Genomic DNA, 15,362 nt, shown 5'->3' with positions numbered 1-15,362 from the left:
GTTTTATTGCCCAACGTTTTTAGCTTTTCGAGGAGAAATCCACCTGCTCGGCATCAATCACCGAGACATTGACGGTAATCGCCAGATCCACGCTGTACAGCCGTCGTTCGCGCGCGAGGAAGAAGAACAAAAACTTCTCGGTTTTAACGCTCTGCGTGGCCCGCAGCACCTGAACATCAACCGGTTCAATGCGCAGCAGGATTTTGCTGGTGGATTTCAGTACCGTGTTTTGTACCCGGCTGAGGGCATCAGCAAAGGCTTTGCCCTTGCTGTCGCCTTTACCGCTGACGTTCACCGTCGTGGTGAATTGCTCTTTCATCAGCCGTGCTTCTTCTGCCAGGCCAGAACCAGACGCTCGCCCAGCTCTTCTTTATCCATAAAGCCGAAGCCCAGCACGTTTGCCCCTTCGTTGATGGCGGTAACGCCTTCATCTACGGAGCGCATGCCGTATTTCGCTTTATAGCCATGCTTAGTCTGCGCGGTGATCGCACCGGCACCGCCGCTGCCGCAGAACGAGATACCGAAAGTGGCATTTTCCGCTTTCATCACGTCGCCCAGCTTCATATCTGCCGCTACGCCCGGTACCACAATGGCTTTACCGCCGGCTTTCTCGACGCCCGCAGCAACTTTCTGGCCTTTACCTAAACGATCGCCGATCACTACAATAATTTGAGACATGCTGTGTTCCTTAAATTGAATGAGTTACTACGCGTAACCTCGGTGGTGCAGTCAGTTTCCCAACCCAAAAATGACAAGCAAACCGAGCTCATCAGGCGTTTTCTTTCGCCACTTCAAAATGTACGGAGAGGAGCCAGGCTTCCTCTTTGGGCAGGTTGCCAAACAGATCCACCACCTGCTGCGCCAGCGTCATCGACTCTGCTGAAATATCTTCAAACAGTTCGGCTTCCACCTCCGGCAGCGGTTCACCGGTGAGCGAGCGCAGTGCCATCGCCTTAACGTGCGAAGTCAGCATTTGCTGCTGAACCGCGTTAGGCACAATGGCGCGTTCTGCAAACAGTCCGGCAATCTGTGCCATCACCTGCTCTGCTAAAGCCTGAATTTCGTCGCTGCGTTCTGTGGCCGACAACGTTCCATTACTCACATCGATCCCCCTGTGTTACGTTTCGGCTAATACCAGAAACCTTTTTGCTGATGCGAATAAAGTACCGCCGGAGCGCTTTTCTGTGGAGAACGACTTTTTCCACTTCGAAACGGAAATAATGCCAACAAGAGCGATCCGGCTCGCAAAAACGTTAATTCGTGCATTTTTAATTTAAGTATGAAAATTACGGCGCATTATCAGTAATCCGCTGCGTAATCCATGCGTTACAGGAATAAAAGCGACACGTTCGTGGGAAGACTTTAGTAAAAGAAGAAGAAAAACTTATGACGGAAAAAAGGCCCACTGCGGGGCCCTGTCTTTATTTACGATGGTGAATAACGCCAGCGATTAGCGAAATTTCTTATGGCCTTCGTCACGGGTTGCGGCAAATTGCTTCGCCTGTTCCTTTGCTCCGGCTAAATCGCCAGCATTCGCCAGCTTCAGGCTATCGTCAATCTGGCCAATCAGCTTATCCAGTTCGGCATGATAATCCTTCACCTGCGCGCTGTCGGCGGGCTGGCCCTCCAGCTTATCCGGGGTACGGGTTTTCGCATCGCTGGCAGCGGTGCGCATATCGCTTAAGGCGCGAACCATCTCTGCCTTATCATCGGTTTTCTGTACCGTCCGTAAGGCACCTTTCAAAACGTCCATGTCACCTTCAAGATCCTGCGCCAGCAGCGGGGAGGCGGCGCACAACAGGGCAGAGCTCAACATTGCAATCAATAATTTACGCATATCAGATCCTATTTTTATAAACGGGTATCATGCTGCAAAAAAAAGGCGACTTTGCAGTCGCCTTCTATATTACGCGTAAATTGTTAAATTATTGTCCGGCAATATTCATTTCTGGTAACAAAACGGAACCGCACTGAATATTGCTGCGGGTTTCAATATCGCTACCAACGCTGACCATATTGCGCCACATATCTTTTAAATTGCCGGCGATGGTAATTTCACTGACCGGATACTGAATCACGCCGTTTTCAACCCAGAAGCCCGAAGCACCGCGTGAGTAGTCACCGGTGATGCCGCTCACCGCCTGCCCCATCAGCTCGGTTACCAGCAGACCGGTGCCCAGCTGCTTCAGCATCTGCTCAAAATTGTGGCCCTGCCCGGCAATACGCCAGTTGTGAATGCCGCCCGCATGGCCGGTGCTTTTCAGCCCCAGTTTGCGCGCGGAGTAACTGGTCAGCAGCCAGGTTTGCAGTACGCCGTCTTTGATGATGTCGCGCTGCTGAGTACGAATACCTTCGCTGTCGAACGGCGTGGAGGCCAATCCTTTCAGCAAATGTGGCTGTTCCTGGATCGTCAGCCAGTCCGGCAGGATCTGCTGGCCGAGCGAGTCCAGCAGGAAGGTCGATTTACGGTAGACGCTGCCGCCACTGATAGCCCCAACCAGGTGACCAAACAGGCCGGTCGCCACTTCGGCGGCGAACAGCACCGGCGCTTTCATGGTGGAAAGTTTGCGTGGAGACAGGCGCGACAGCGTACGGCGGGCGCACTCTTCACCGACCCATTCGGGTGATTTCAGATCGTCGATCGCCCGCCCGATGGTGTAGGCGTAATCACGCTCCATGTCGCCGTTCTCTTCGGCAATCACGCAGCTGGAAAGGGAGTGGCGGCTGGAGCAGTAGCCCTGGAGCATGCCGTGGCTGTTGCCAAACACTTTGATGCCCACGTGGCTGTTGAAGCTGCCGCCTTCGGTATTGGTAATACGTTTGTCGACGTTCAGGGAAGCCTGTTCCGCACGCGCGGCCAGCTCAATAGCGCGATCCGCATCGATCTCGGTGGGGTGGAACAGATCCAGATCCGGCGCCTCAAACGCCAGCAGATCGCGGTCGGCAACGCCCGCATACGGGTCCGCCGAAGTGTAACGGGCGATATCGATCGCCGCCTGAACGGTGCGTTTAATCGCTTCAGGGCTGAGGTCGGTCGATGAGGCGCTACCTTTGCAATTCTGATGATAAACGGTAATGCCCAGCGCACCGTCGCTGTTGAATTCGACGTTTTCCACTTCACCATAGCGCGTGCTCACGCTGATGCCGGTAGTTTTGCTTACCGCGACTTCCGCCCCATCAGAACCGGTTTTTGCCAGTTCGAGTGCCGTCGCGACCGCCTGTTCCAGGATTTTTCGCTGTTCTGCAACTTGGGAGAGTAATTTCATCGACCTGCCGTATAATTAACAGTGCGGTTTCCCTGTGGCCTAACTCGTTCATATCCTGAGCATTAAACCACCTGCAAAACCGCGCATGGGTGATAAGGGTTAATTTGAGTCTAACAGACTCAGAGAACAATTTCGCAGTAGCCGGCGTTTCCTGATAGCATTAGCCTCTTTTTCTGGAGCCTAACCATGACCAAGCAGCCCGAAGACTGGCTCGATGACGTACCCGATAACGAAGAAGAAGAAGACGAAGAGATTATCTGGGTCAGTAAAAGTGAAATTAAACGCGACGCCGAAGAGCTGAAACGCCTCGGTGCCGAGCTGGTAGAGCTGGGGAAAAACTCCCTGGATCGTATCCCGCTGGATGAGGATCTGCGTGCCGCGATTGAGCTGGCGCAGAAGATCAAAAAAGAGGGCCGTCGCCGTCAGCTGCAGCTGATCGGTAAGATGCTGCGCTCACGTGATGAAGAACCGATCCGCACCGCGCTGGATAAGCTGAAGAACCGCCACAACCAGCAGGTTGCGCTGTTCCACAAACTGGAAGTGCTGCGCGATCGTCTGGTTGAGAAAGGCGATGATGCCGTACCGGATGTGCTGAACCTGTACCCGGATGCGGACCGCCAGCAGCTGCGCACGATGATTCGTAACGCGCAGAAAGAGAAAGCGGATAACAAGCCGCCTAAAGCCTACCGTCAAATCTTCCAGTATTTGCGCGAACTGGCCGAAGCGTAATCGGTATGGACAGGGATGCAACTCGTGCACCCTGTCCTGGTATCTCCAGGCGCAGCGTTTCCCGCCCCACCTCAATTAATCCCATTCAGGCCGTGCTTCGCGATTTAACTCAGCTGTACCGGTGTCCCGCTGGTGAACCCGACACGGGTTACGAACGCGTTTACGGACACCGGCCCGTTGCTTTCGCAATGCGACCGTCCCCTGGGTTACTTTTCCACTTTAGCCAGACGATCCAGCAGCTTCTGGTGAATACCGCCAAATCCGCCGTTGCTCATGACCAGGATGTAGTCGCCCGGCTGAGCTTTTTTGGCAATCATCTCAACCAGCGTATCGACATCCGCGCTCCACTGCGCAGGCTGCACGCAGGCTTCCGCCACTTCAACTACCTGCCACGGAATGTGGTGCGGCTGGAAGAGGAACACTTCATCAGCGCGGCCCAGCGCCGGAGCCAGATCGTCCTTGCTGATGCCCATTTTCATAGTGTTAGAGCGCGGCTCCAGCACGGCGAGAATGCGTGCGGTACCGCCGACCTTGCTGCGCAGCGCCGCCAGCGTAGCGAGGATCGCCGTAGGGTGATGGGCAAAATCGTCATAGACTTTAACGCCGTTGCTTTCACCACGCAGTTCCAGGCGGCGACGGGCGTTGATAAAGTCGTTAAGCGCGCGGCCGGCATCTTCCGGTTTCACGCCGACGTGTCGCGCGGCGGCAATCGCCATCATGCCGTTATGCATGTTGTGCTCGCCCACCAGCGACCAGTTCACCTCAGCAACGCGTTCACCGTCCAGATAGACTTCCCAGTGGGAAGCGTCCGGCGTCAGTTTTTTCACCTGCCAGTGGCCGTTATCACCGATGATCTCCTGCTCGCTCCAGCAGCCCATCGCCATCACCTGCTTCAGGTTCGCGTCGTTTTCCGGCAGGATGATTTTCCCCTGACCCGGCACGATGCGCACCAGATGATGGAACTGCTTTTGGATCGCCCGCAGATCGTCAAAGATGTCTGCATGATCGAATTCGAGGTTGTTGAGGATCAGCGTGCGCGGGCAGTAGTGAACAAATTTAGATCGCTTGTCAAAAAACGCACAGTCGTACTCGTCCGCTTCAATAACAAAAAATGGGCTTTTTCCTAAATTTGCAGAAACTTCAAAATTGCCCGGCACCCCACCGATTACAAAGCCCGGTTCATAGCCGCAGGCCTGTAAAATCCACGCTGTCATGCCCGCCGTGGTGGTTTTTCCGTGCGTTCCTGCTACCGCAATGACCCAGCGGTCGCGCAGCACAAAATCATGCAGCCACTGAGGCCCGGACAGGTACGGAATATTACGTTCCAGCACCGCTTCAACACAGGGGTTTCCCCGGCTCATTGCGTTGCCGATGATCACCAGATCCGGCGCCGGATCGAGCTGAGATGCATCATAACCCTGAATTAAATCAATGCCCTGCTTCTCCAGCAGCGTGCTCATTGGCGGATAGACGTTAGCATCAGAGCCGGTGACGTCGTGCCCCAGCGAACGGGCCAGCATCGCCAGGCCGCCCATGAAGGTGCCACAGATACCGAGAATGTGAATACGCATAGAAGGTCTGTTCCTTATTAGTTCGTCGCACAGTGTAACGCCCCCATCGTGCGGAAGAAACGGATTTACCCTATGTTCTTTACCGTTCAATCGGCTAAACTGCGTACGCATACGTTGCAGTTTGTAAAACAGGCTGCTACTCAACCGCAGATTCAGGGATTGTGTTATGAAAACGTTAGGCGAATTTATCGTCGAGAAGCAACACGACTTTCCGCACGCAACGGGTGAACTGACCTCATTGATCTCCGCGATCAAGCTGGGCGCAAAAATCATCCACCGCGATATCAACAAAGCAGGCCTGGTTGATATTCTTGGCGCAAGCGGCGCTGAAAATGTGCAGGGCGAGCAACAAATGAAGCTCGATCTGTACGCGAACGAAAAACTGAAAGCCGCGCTGAAGGCCAGGGGTATCGTTGCCGGTATCGCATCTGAAGAAGAAGACGAGATCGTTATCTTTGAAGGTGTGGAAAACGGTAAGTACGTGGTCCTGATGGACCCTCTCGACGGTTCTTCAAACATTGATGTAAACGTTTCCGTTGGAACGATCTTCTCTATTTACCGCCGTATCACCCCTCCGGGTACGCCGGTAACCGAAGAAGACTTCCTGCAGCCGGGTAGCCAGCAGGTCGCAGCAGGCTACGTGGTTTACGGTTCGTCCACCATGCTGGTGTACACCACCGGCTATGGCGTTCACGCCTTTACCTACGATCCGTCACTGGGCGTATTCTGCCTCAGCGCCGAGAAGATGACCTTCCCGGAGAAGGGTTACACCTACTCCATTAACGAAGGTAACTACATTAAATTCCCGCAGGGCGTGAAGAAGTACCTCAAGTTCTGTCAGGAAGAGGATCTGGAAACCCATCGTCCTTACACCTCGCGCTATATCGGTTCTCTGGTGGCGGACTTCCACCGCAACCTGCTGAAAGGCGGAATTTATCTGTACCCAAGCACGGCCAGCCACCCGAAAGGCAAACTGCGCCTGCTGTATGAGTGCAACCCGATGGCCTTCCTCGCTGAACAGGCGGGCGGCAAGGCCAGCGACGGTAAAAACCGCATTCTGGATCTGATTCCAGAAACGCTGCACCAGCGTTCACCGTTCTTCGTCGGCAACGACCATATGGTGGATGATACCGAACGTTTCCTGCGTGAATTCCCGGATAACTAACGGTTAATCAGGGCGGTCATACGACCGCCCTGTTCTTTTTGTTCAGCCGCTATGCCGGGTGACGTTCAGCACGGATACTCTCGCCCCCATCGCCAGATTAGCTATTCCCGCAAATTGTGCAGCCGCTGGCCTGCTCGGAAGAATCTGCTATCGCTCCGACGTATTCTTAAACGCTGAAAAAGGACAGGACTTTAAAATTGACCTGGCTATAATAGCCGGCACTCAACCTAATATGATTTAAGGAACTCAGAATGAGCCTGAACCATGTACCAGCGGGCAAAGACCTGCCAGACGATATCTATGTTGTTATTGAGATCCCGGCTAACGCCTCTCCGATCAAATACGAAGTAGACAAAGAGTCTGGCGCTCTGTTCGTAGACCGCTTTATGGCGACAGCAATGTTCTATCCGTGCAACTACGGCTACATCAACAACACCCTGTCTCTGGATGGGGACCCGGTTGACGTGCTGGTACCGACTCCATACCCGCTGCAGCCTGGTTCAGTGATTCGCTGCCGTCCGGTTGGCGTGCTGAAAATGACCGACGAGTCTGGTGAAGATGCCAAAGTTGTTGCAGTACCACACAGCAAGCTGAGCAAAGAATACGAGCACATCCAGGATGTGAACGACCTGCCTGAGCTGCTGCGCGGCCAGATCACCCACTTCTTCGAGCAGTATAAAGCGCTGGAAAAAGGCAAATGGGTTAAGGTTGACGGTTGGGAAGGCGTTGAAGCTGCTAAAGCTGAGATCGTCTCTTCTTTCGAGCGTGCTGCTAAGAAGTAATTTTTGCGTGCTTTAAAGTAAAAAAACACCGCTCACTGAGCGGTGTTTTTGTTTTCAGGAAAGAGCGGTTATTCACCGGCCTCTCTTTGCAGCCAGTCACCGCTAACGATGCGCTTTCTGCCTGAGACGGAACGCTGATACACGTACAGCCACGCACTGCCGTACGGGGTTTGTAACAGCTCGCGCTTATACTCCCCGCCGGTTTCTCTCAGAGCATCCAGCTCCCCCAGGGTTGAGGCATCGATCCGATAAACCTCACAATACACCTGCCCTTCCCCCGGGACTACGCCCGGGTAATGACCAAGGCTGTAGAGCTCATAGCCGTCGATCAGATGATCGCCCAGCCACTGCCCGTTCGTCATCCAGTGACTGTTACCTTGCTTGCGCCGCAGACTGCCGTAAACAATTATTCGCATTGCTAGAACTCAAACTGATAAAGCACATCCAGAGCCTGATCTATGCCAGACACTGCTTCCAAATAGAGTTTGGGCATCAGGCGATAACGCAGAGTTAACGTCGCCAGTGAATCAAATATGCCAACACCGTATTTTACCTGTAGACCCGGCAGCACATAGCCGCTGACCTGCACCTGCTGGCTGTCGCCAACCCCTGCAGTATCCAGAGCCAGGTTGCTGACACCGAAGGTCTCGCCGATTTTACCCACAACTTGACCACTTTGTGCAACCCCCAATCCCACCAGAGCGGAAGTTAATGCGTCACTGTCGCTGCCGGAGGTTTGCAGACCCTGCCCGCGAAGCAGGTAGGAGAGCGCTTCCTGCTGCGACATCGCCGGGTCGGAGAACACTTCCGCCTTCGGTTCATCGGCCAGCCCGGTAACGCGCACGCCTGCGGTCACGTCATCTTCGGTCGCTTCCGGGTTACGAATCGCTTCGATGTTGAGATACGGCTGATCCGGCGGACCGGCAAACTGCAGCTCGCCCTTGCGTACAATCAGATCCTGGCCGTAGGCGTGGAAGCGCCCGGACGGAATGTTAATCTGGCCGTTCAGCCCCAGCCCGCGTTTATCCTGCACCAGTTTCAGATCGCCGTTCAGCTTCGCCTTCAGGCCAAAGGCGCTGAGGCGTACATCGTCACCGACGTGGATAATCAGGTTGCTGTTGATCGGGATTGAGGTCGATTTCGGCGCAATCGGCTGCAGGTTTTTATCCAGCAGTACTTCATCCGACGAGACGCCCACCGCACTTTCCGGCACTTCCTGCACCGTAATGCGCGCCCACGGGATATCCACCCGCCCATCAAGATTGAACATTTCCGGCGTGGCTTCAAATACCAGATCCGGTGAAACGTCCATCCGCACCATCGGTGGCACGGTCACCCGCACCCGATCGCCTTTAGCCGCAACGCGTGCCCGCCAGGCATTCAGCTGGCTCCAGTCGGCGTTGCCGTTAAGCGTAATCTGGCCCTGCGAGGTTTGAATCACCCCTTCCAGCGTCGAGCTCATACCGTTAAACAGCATCGAGAGGTTCGCGGTGGTCAGCTCCACCGGCATAAAGCTACCTTCCACATCCACATTCCGCAGGCCAAGCTGACCGAAGACCTGCGGTTTTTGCAGATTGCCGCCCAGGCGCAGATTACTGTTCAGCACACCGGAGACTTTCTCGCCCTGCATCAGCGCCGGATTGAGCATCGCCAGCGACAGATTGGTGATATTAACGTTACCGGACAGCGTTCGGCGGCCCTGCGGATCGGCTATCTGCACGTTGCCGTCCAGCTGGCCGTTGTTGGCAATGCGGATCAGCCAGTCGAGCTGCGCACGACCATTTTTCAGCCCCGCGTTCAGGTTCAGCGTATCGAAGGCGATCGGCAGCGTATTGCCCTGCACGTCCTGCGCCACTTTCACGCCGTTGCCTTTCAACGAGATTCGCCCGGTCGGCAGCGCGCCGTCGGCGGTCCAGCTGACGTCGGCATCCCCGCTGAATGAACCGTTAAGCTGCGTTTCTTCCGGCATAAACGGTTTGATCATCGCCAGATCAAAGCGGTTCAGTACCACCCGCGCGCGGCCGGACGGACCGGCTTCCACCGTCTGCGGAACGCACAGCTCGGCGTTCGGGTTCTGCCAGCAGTGTGGCCCGATGCTGATGGTCTGCTTAGTATTGAGGTAGTCGAGGGCAATCGCACGGGTTAAGCGCCATTCACCGACCGGCGTGTCAAAGCGGGTATTGTTGAGCGTGCCCTGCCAGCGCTGCGTGGCGCGGTCAAAGCTACCGTTCAGCGCCAGCTGGCCGGACACCGGTTCGCCCTGCATATTCAGCTTCAGCTGATGCTGCTTCTCGCTGCCGCTGGCATCCAGCGTCAGCTGCGAGATCGACAACGCATCCTGCTTCACCTGATCGACACGCAGATTCAGCTTGCCCTGGATCTGCTCGCCGGAGCTGACGTCGCCTTTCAGCAGCACACGACCAATGCTGAGCGCCTGCCAGCGCAGTCCGCTGGCGGTCAGATCGGCCAGCAGCTGCGGCGTTTTCAGATCGCCGCGCGCGCGGATAGTGCCTTTCGCCACCCCGCCGAGGCCCGGCAACGCATTATCCAGATGCTGGGCGTCGATATCCGCATCCAGATTCAGCTTCTCGCCCAGCGATCCTTTCAGATTGACGTTGTTCCGCCCCAGAATCAGCTTGATGCCGGGAATATCCCACTGGTTGTAGCTGTTGCCGTACAGCGTGCCGTCGGCGCTGACCGCGTTATTACGCACGTTGCCGCGCAGCTTCAGCTCCGGTACGCGCATCTGCCAGCTGCCGCCGTACAGGCTGCCGCGGGTGGTGATTTTACCGTCCAGCTTTGCCGGCCAGTCCGGGTACTGCTTCGCGGTGTTAATGCCGGTCAGAGTCAGCTCGCTGTTCCAGCTGATCGCCTTACTCCAGTCCACCAGCGCTTTCAGATCGGCGGTACCCTGCAACGCGGCCAGCCGCAGCTTTTCAATGGCGAACTGCTCTACGTTGCCTTTACCGTCCAGGGTGACCGTGGCGGGCGGTACGCCCTGCCCCTGTAGCGCCGCCTTCAGCGACATCACGTAGTCGGTCGCTTTTCCTTTGAAGCTGAAGTTAAAGTTATCCGCTTCATACTGCGTTTCCCCCTCCAGCGGCCAGCGCAGCTGTGGGCTTTGCAGCGTCATATTCAGCGGCAGGCCCGCTTCGGCCAGCCGGGTGTCGGCATCCAGCTGGGCCCGCACCGGACCGGACAGATTCAGCGCCAGGGTCAGCGTTTCACGCAGATCGCCACCGAAGGTCATTTTAATCTTTTCACCCTTCAGCGGATCGATATTCATATCGCCGTTGAGGGTAAAGTTCATCGGCCAGCTGCCGCTGAGGGTGGCTTCGCCCTGAGCGTTGAGCTGCCCCTGAACCGCGTCGACATCCAGCGTTTGCAGCGCCAGATGATTATTCTCAGTTTTGGCTTTCACCAGCAGGCGATTGACGGTGATATCGGTATCGCCGGTCAGGCGCAGCTGTTCACCCAGGATCTGCTGCACATTGACATCCAGCGGCAGCGTAAACTCCGGCAGATTCGGCAGCAGCGGCTGCTCGAACATCGCTTTCAGCGTTTCGCCCAGCGGTTTTTCTTCCGGCTGCGGCTCCTGAATCTTCGGCTGAACCACTTCTTCGTTGGCGACTTTCGCCACCTTAGGTAGCGCGATCAGCAACCCCTGAATATGGGTTGGCGTCAGCGTCATACCGCGCCCTTCCCAGTGCATGCCGCTGGTAAAGTCCGCCAGTGAAACCGCCGTGTCGTCAATCTTCACATTGATGTTATGCAGCGCCAGGCGGCTTAGCGTCAGCGGGTACGGCGTGCTGATTTCGCCGGTTGTGGACTCATCCTCAACCGGTGGATTCTCAGCAGAAGCCAGCTGTTTGCTGTCCACCGCTACATAGACGTCCTTCAGTGACAGATCGTTGACGCAGAACGCACTCTGCTTCAGGCAGCCCAGACGCAGCGCCAGATGAAATTCTCCGGCGTTAACCGATACGCCGGGCATCTCGTATTTGACGCCCTTCAGCGTCAGATCGCGCCAGCCACCGTTGACCTGCTGGATTTCCAGCCCCGGCACCCAGCGGGCAGCGGAGTTCAGCACCAGGTGCAATCCGCTGGTGGTGCCCAGCAGGAACGCAATACCGCCCAGCAGCAGAACAATAAATATCACAATGCCAATCAGGCCCTTTTTCCACCACTTCATAGTTCAGGCCCCAGTCCAATGTAAAACTGAATATCGCGATCGTCCTGGTCACCGATTGGGCGGGCTATATCAACCTTGATTGGCCCCACCGGCGACTGCCAGCGCACGCCGAAGCCCGCGCCGGTCTTAAAGTTGCTCTGTTTGATATCGTTAACGGCTTCACCGGAGTCGACAAATACCGCGCCCCACCATTTGCCCGTCACGTTGTACTGATACTCCAGCGAGCCGGTGGCCAGCTTGGAAGCACCGGTCAGCTTGCCGTCGTCATCGCGCGGCGAAATGCCTTTGTACTTGTAGCCACGAATGCTGCGATCGCCACCGGCGAAGAAGCGCAGATCGGGCGGTACTTTTTCAAAATCGTTGGTTTCAATCCAGCCGAGATTGCCGCGCACCACAAAGCGATGTTTATCCTCCAGCGTACGGATCCAGACGTTTTGCGCCTGTACCACCGCGAAGTCAACGTCCGATCCCCAGGTGGTATCGGATACGTCCAGCGAGTAGCGCTGTGAGTCACCCCACGTCGGCATCAGGCCACCGCGCGAACGGGTGCGGTTAACGCTAACGCCCGGATAGAGCAGCATGGTGGTATTAGTGACGCTACCCTGAGTAAAGTGATCGAGGCTCCAGCGCAGGTTAATCGCCCGCTGCCAGCCGCTGGAACTGTCCCAGTAACGCGAGGCGGCCAGCGTGGTGGAATCAGCTTTGGTATCGTTAAGATCGGTACGTTTCAGACCGCCCTGCAGCAGGTAATACTGCTCCAGCGGGCTTTTCAGTAAAGGCACCTTGTAGCTGAAATCCAGCTGCTGCTCGGGTGCAGAAACATTGGCACTGGTAGAGAAGCTGTGCCCTCGGGAGTTAACCCACGGTTTTTTCCAGGTTGCTTTAACGCGCGGCCCCACGTCGGTCGAGTAGCCCACGCCGGTTTCGATGGTGTTTTCCGTACGCGGCGTTACAACGCCGTGCAGCGGTAAGATTTTATTTTCGCGGCTTTTATCAAACTCGGGTGCCACGACCACCGAGTTAAACCAGCCTGTCGCGGACAGGCGGCGATTCAGCTCGGCCAGATCGCGCGAGGTGTAGTAATCGCCCTGCTTAAAGGGCAGCAGGTTTTGCAGATACTCTTCACGAATCTGCGAACCTTCAAAGGTCACCGGCCCGAAACGATAGCGCTGGCCGCTGTCGTAGTCGATGTCCCAGAAGGCTTCACGCCGTTCAACCGATACGCCAAGCTGGCTTTTACGGTATTCACCATCAAAGTAGCCTTTGCGCAGCGCCAGGCCGGAAAGAGAACTTTTAAATTTGTCGTACTGACCGTGGTTCAACACGCTGCCAATCTTTGGCTTTCCATCACGTACCAGCTGCTGCACGTCGCTATCGGTGCGCGCACCGCCGCGTAAAATAATGGTTTCACCGGCGATTTTCACCGGCTCGCCGGGAGTCACCTTAGCCAGCAGCACCGGTCGCCCGCCCTTCGCCGGAGCGGGGCGCAGTTCAAAGTCGATCTGCGGCTCATAATATCCCAGCGCCTTCAGCCCCTCTTTTACCGCCACGCTCACGCGCGAGCGAAAGCGGCCGTCGGAGGTCACTTCATCGTTAGTAATCGTGGATAAACGCGCCCTGACGTTCTTCTGTAATTCCCCGGATAATCCTGTCACCTGTAAACGCACGTTAGCCGCCTCTGCGGCAGGTGCGGCGATCAGCAAACAAGACATGCAATAAACATGAATTCGTGGCACGCGTACTCCCGTTTTTTTGCCAGCCCACCATCCACCGGGCTTAATCTGTAATTATTCAATAGACTTAATGGAGTTTAACGTGCTCTCCGTATCAAACAAGTTTCAGCGCTGTATTTACGGAATGATTCCAGTTCAGATTGCTTTTCACGGTCTCTTGTTTAAAACACCCGCCGTAAAGTGGTGATCCTCCACCGCCGGAATTGTAAGCGCTCGTCAGCACGGCTATAATCGCTGCACAGGCTTTTTCACAACCTGATAACCCTTCTGCCCCGGCGTGTTTTGCCGAACTGGCGCAGACATTTTTGGCACGGATAGCCCTGTACGCTCAATATGTTGAATGATGCAGAATCCCGCGCGCTGCCCAGGCCAAAAATGACAAGTGATTAACCCGGCCTCTCTTTATCTGCGCAGTGACAAGACTGATCGCCCATAAGAGATGAGCCATTGTATGGATAGTGTATGTTAGACAGCTTGCTTGTCATTTTACTGCTGATTGCCATCAGCTCATTCTTCTCCCTTTCAGAAATCTCTCTGGCAGCCGCCCGTAAAATCAAACTGAAAATCCTGGCGGATGAAGGCAACATCAACGCCCAGCGCGTACTGAAAATGCAGGAAACGCCGGGGATGTTCTTTACCGTGGTACAGATCGGCCTGAACGCCGTGGCGATCCTCGGCGGTATCGTCGGCGATGCAGCCTTCTCTCCGGCTTTCCGCTCGTTGTTTGAACGGATGGTGGAGCCAGAGCTGGCGGAACGCCTCAGCTTCATCTGTTCTTTCACACTGGTCACCAGCCTGTTTATTCTGTTTGCTGACCTGTTCCCGAAACGTCTGGGGATGATTGCGCCGGAAAGCGTAGCGTTGAGAATCATCAATCCGATGCGTTTCTGCCTGTTCCTGTTCCGCCCGCTGGTGTGGTTCTTTAACGGCGGCGCCAATATTATCTTCCGCCTGTTTAAGATCCCGCTGGTGCGTAAAGACGACATCACTTCCGACGATATCTACGCGGTGGTGGAAGCCGGTGCGCTGGCCGGTGTGCTGCGCAAGCAGGAGCACGAGCTGATTGAGAACGTGTTTGAGCTGGAATCCCGTACCGTGCCGTCGTCGATGACCTCTCGTGAAAACGTAGTCTGGTTCGATCTGCATGAGGATGAGGCCAGCCTCAAAGGGAAAATCGCACAGCATCCACACTCCAAGTTCCTGGTGTGTAATGAAGATATCGACCATATCGTTGGCTATGTCGACTCCAAAGAGCTGCTGCTGCGCGTGCTGGGCAATCAGAGTATGACGCTGAACAGCGGCGTGCAGATCCGTTCGGCGCTGATTGTGCCGGATACGCTGACGCTGTCTGAAGCGCTGGAGAGCTTTAAAGCCGCGGGTGAAGACTTTGCGGTGATCATGAACGAATATGCGCTGGTGGTGGGGATCATTACGCTGAATGACGTGATGACCACGCTGATGGGCGATCTGGTCGGCCAGGGTATGGAAGAGCAGATTGTGGCCCGCGATGAGAATTCGTGGCTGGTTGAAGGCGGTACGCCAATTGATGACGTGATGCGCGTGTTGGATATTGATGAGTTCCCGCAGTCCGGCAACTACGAGACGATTGGCGGCTTTATGATGTTTATGCTGCGTAAGATCCCGAAGCGTACCGATTTTGTGAAGTTCCACGGCTATAAGTTTGAGGTGGTGGATATCGATAGCTACCGTATCGATCAGCTGCTGGTGACCCGTGTTGATGCCCGTCCGGCGGCACCGGTGTTACCGCGTGCACCGGAAGCGGGTGCAGAAGAGTAATTTTGTGGTTTAGCTGGGCGCTGCCAGTGCTGAATGATGGGTGTCAGCCTGGTTTTCTGGCTGAGTGGTGCCCGCACCGACTGGTTGGTGTTAGCCGGGTCTTCTGGCTGAGCGGTGCCCGCGCCGA

Annotated in this window: 13 protein-coding genes; 4 read left to right on the top strand and 9 right to left on the bottom strand. The window is 55.6% G+C overall.

Translation table 11 applies throughout. The features are described from left to right. Positions 1-19: 19 nt before the first annotated feature. The 5 genes from IBT47_RS25565 to pmbA form a co-directional block, all read right to left on the bottom strand. The gene (locus tag IBT47_RS25565; protein WP_200563922.1) at positions 20-319 is read right to left on the bottom strand and encodes a DUF4312 family protein; all 300 of its coding nucleotides are present in this window, start codon (positions 317-319) and stop codon (positions 20-22) included. Next, positions 319-678 carry an SFCGS family glycine-rich protein gene (locus IBT47_RS25560; protein ID WP_105592058.1) on the bottom strand — a complete coding sequence of 120 codons (360 nt, stop codon included), beginning with the start codon at positions 676-678 and terminating at the stop codon, positions 319-321. Before IBT47_RS25560 ends, IBT47_RS25565 begins: the two co-directional genes overlap by 1 nt. Before the next feature lie 91 nt (positions 679-769). Next, entirely contained in the window at positions 770-1,102 is a 333-nt protein-coding gene (locus IBT47_RS25555; RefSeq protein WP_370569955.1) for a glycine dehydrogenase, read from the bottom strand. A gap of 348 nt (positions 1,103-1,450) precedes the next feature. After that, complete coding sequence (gene cybC / locus IBT47_RS25550) at positions 1,451-1,837, bottom strand: cytochrome b562 (protein ID WP_200563920.1); 387 nt, start codon at positions 1,835-1,837, stop codon at positions 1,451-1,453. Positions 1,838-1,925: 88 nt separating this feature from the next. Continuing rightward, complete coding sequence (gene pmbA / locus IBT47_RS25545; RefSeq protein ID WP_200563918.1) at positions 1,926-3,266, bottom strand: metalloprotease PmbA; 1,341 nt, start codon at positions 3,264-3,266, stop codon at positions 1,926-1,928. A 186-nt stretch (positions 3,267-3,452) separates the two neighbouring features. Here pmbA and yjgA point away from each other — a divergent pair, with 186 nt between their 5' ends. Beyond that, the gene (yjgA, locus tag IBT47_RS25540; protein ID WP_200543394.1) at positions 3,453-3,995 is read left to right on the top strand and encodes a ribosome biogenesis factor YjgA; all 543 of its coding nucleotides are present in this window, start codon (positions 3,453-3,455) and stop codon (positions 3,993-3,995) included. A gap of 206 nt (positions 3,996-4,201) precedes the next feature. On the opposite strand, the gene mpl is transcribed toward yjgA, so the two are convergent. After that, positions 4,202-5,566, bottom strand: coding sequence for a UDP-N-acetylmuramate:L-alanyl-gamma-D-glutamyl-meso-diaminopimelate ligase (gene mpl / locus IBT47_RS25535; protein WP_105592063.1), 1,365 nt, complete (start codon positions 5,564-5,566; stop codon positions 4,202-4,204). 166 nt (positions 5,567-5,732) lie between these two features. Here mpl and fbp point away from each other — a divergent pair, with 166 nt between their 5' ends. Next, on the top strand, positions 5,733-6,731 hold the full coding sequence (gene fbp, locus IBT47_RS25530) for a class 1 fructose-bisphosphatase (protein WP_105592064.1): 999 nt from the start codon (positions 5,733-5,735) through the stop codon (positions 6,729-6,731). 251 nt (positions 6,732-6,982) lie between these two features. Beyond that, positions 6,983-7,513, top strand: coding sequence for an inorganic diphosphatase (gene ppa / locus IBT47_RS25525; RefSeq protein ID WP_105592067.1), 531 nt, complete (start codon positions 6,983-6,985; stop codon positions 7,511-7,513). 68 nt (positions 7,514-7,581) lie between these two features. Here the strand turns inward: ppa and IBT47_RS25520 are convergent, their stop codons facing one another. From IBT47_RS25520 to IBT47_RS25510, 3 genes are read right to left on the bottom strand one after another with little or no spacing between them, the layout of a single operon-like run. Continuing rightward, positions 7,582-7,929, bottom strand: a complete 348-nt coding sequence (locus IBT47_RS25520) for a gamma-glutamylcyclotransferase (protein ID WP_105592068.1) — start codon at positions 7,927-7,929, stop codon at positions 7,582-7,584. A gap of 2 nt (positions 7,930-7,931) precedes the next feature. Next, positions 7,932-11,705: a translocation/assembly module TamB domain-containing protein gene (locus IBT47_RS25515; protein ID WP_200563916.1), complete on the bottom strand. Its 3,774-nt coding sequence runs from the start codon at positions 11,703-11,705 to the stop codon at positions 7,932-7,934. Then, the gene (locus tag IBT47_RS25510) at positions 11,702-13,417 is read right to left on the bottom strand and encodes an autotransporter assembly complex family protein (RefSeq protein ID WP_200563900.1); all 1,716 of its coding nucleotides are present in this window, start codon (positions 13,415-13,417) and stop codon (positions 11,702-11,704) included. Before IBT47_RS25510 ends, IBT47_RS25515 begins: the two co-directional genes overlap by 4 nt. A gap of 483 nt (positions 13,418-13,900) precedes the next feature. Here IBT47_RS25510 and IBT47_RS25505 point away from each other — a divergent pair, with 483 nt between their 5' ends. Next, positions 13,901-15,235, top strand: a complete 1,335-nt coding sequence (locus tag IBT47_RS25505; RefSeq protein ID WP_105592071.1) for a hemolysin family protein — start codon at positions 13,901-13,903, stop codon at positions 15,233-15,235. Positions 15,236-15,362: the final 127 nt, after the last annotated feature.

This window comes from Erwinia sp. S43, assembly GCF_016624745.1.
Classification (GTDB): domain Bacteria; phylum Pseudomonadota; class Gammaproteobacteria; order Enterobacterales; family Enterobacteriaceae; genus Erwinia; species Erwinia coffeiphila.
Note: the sequence above shows the minus strand (reverse complement) of the source record. Positions and strands in the feature narration are given on the sequence as shown.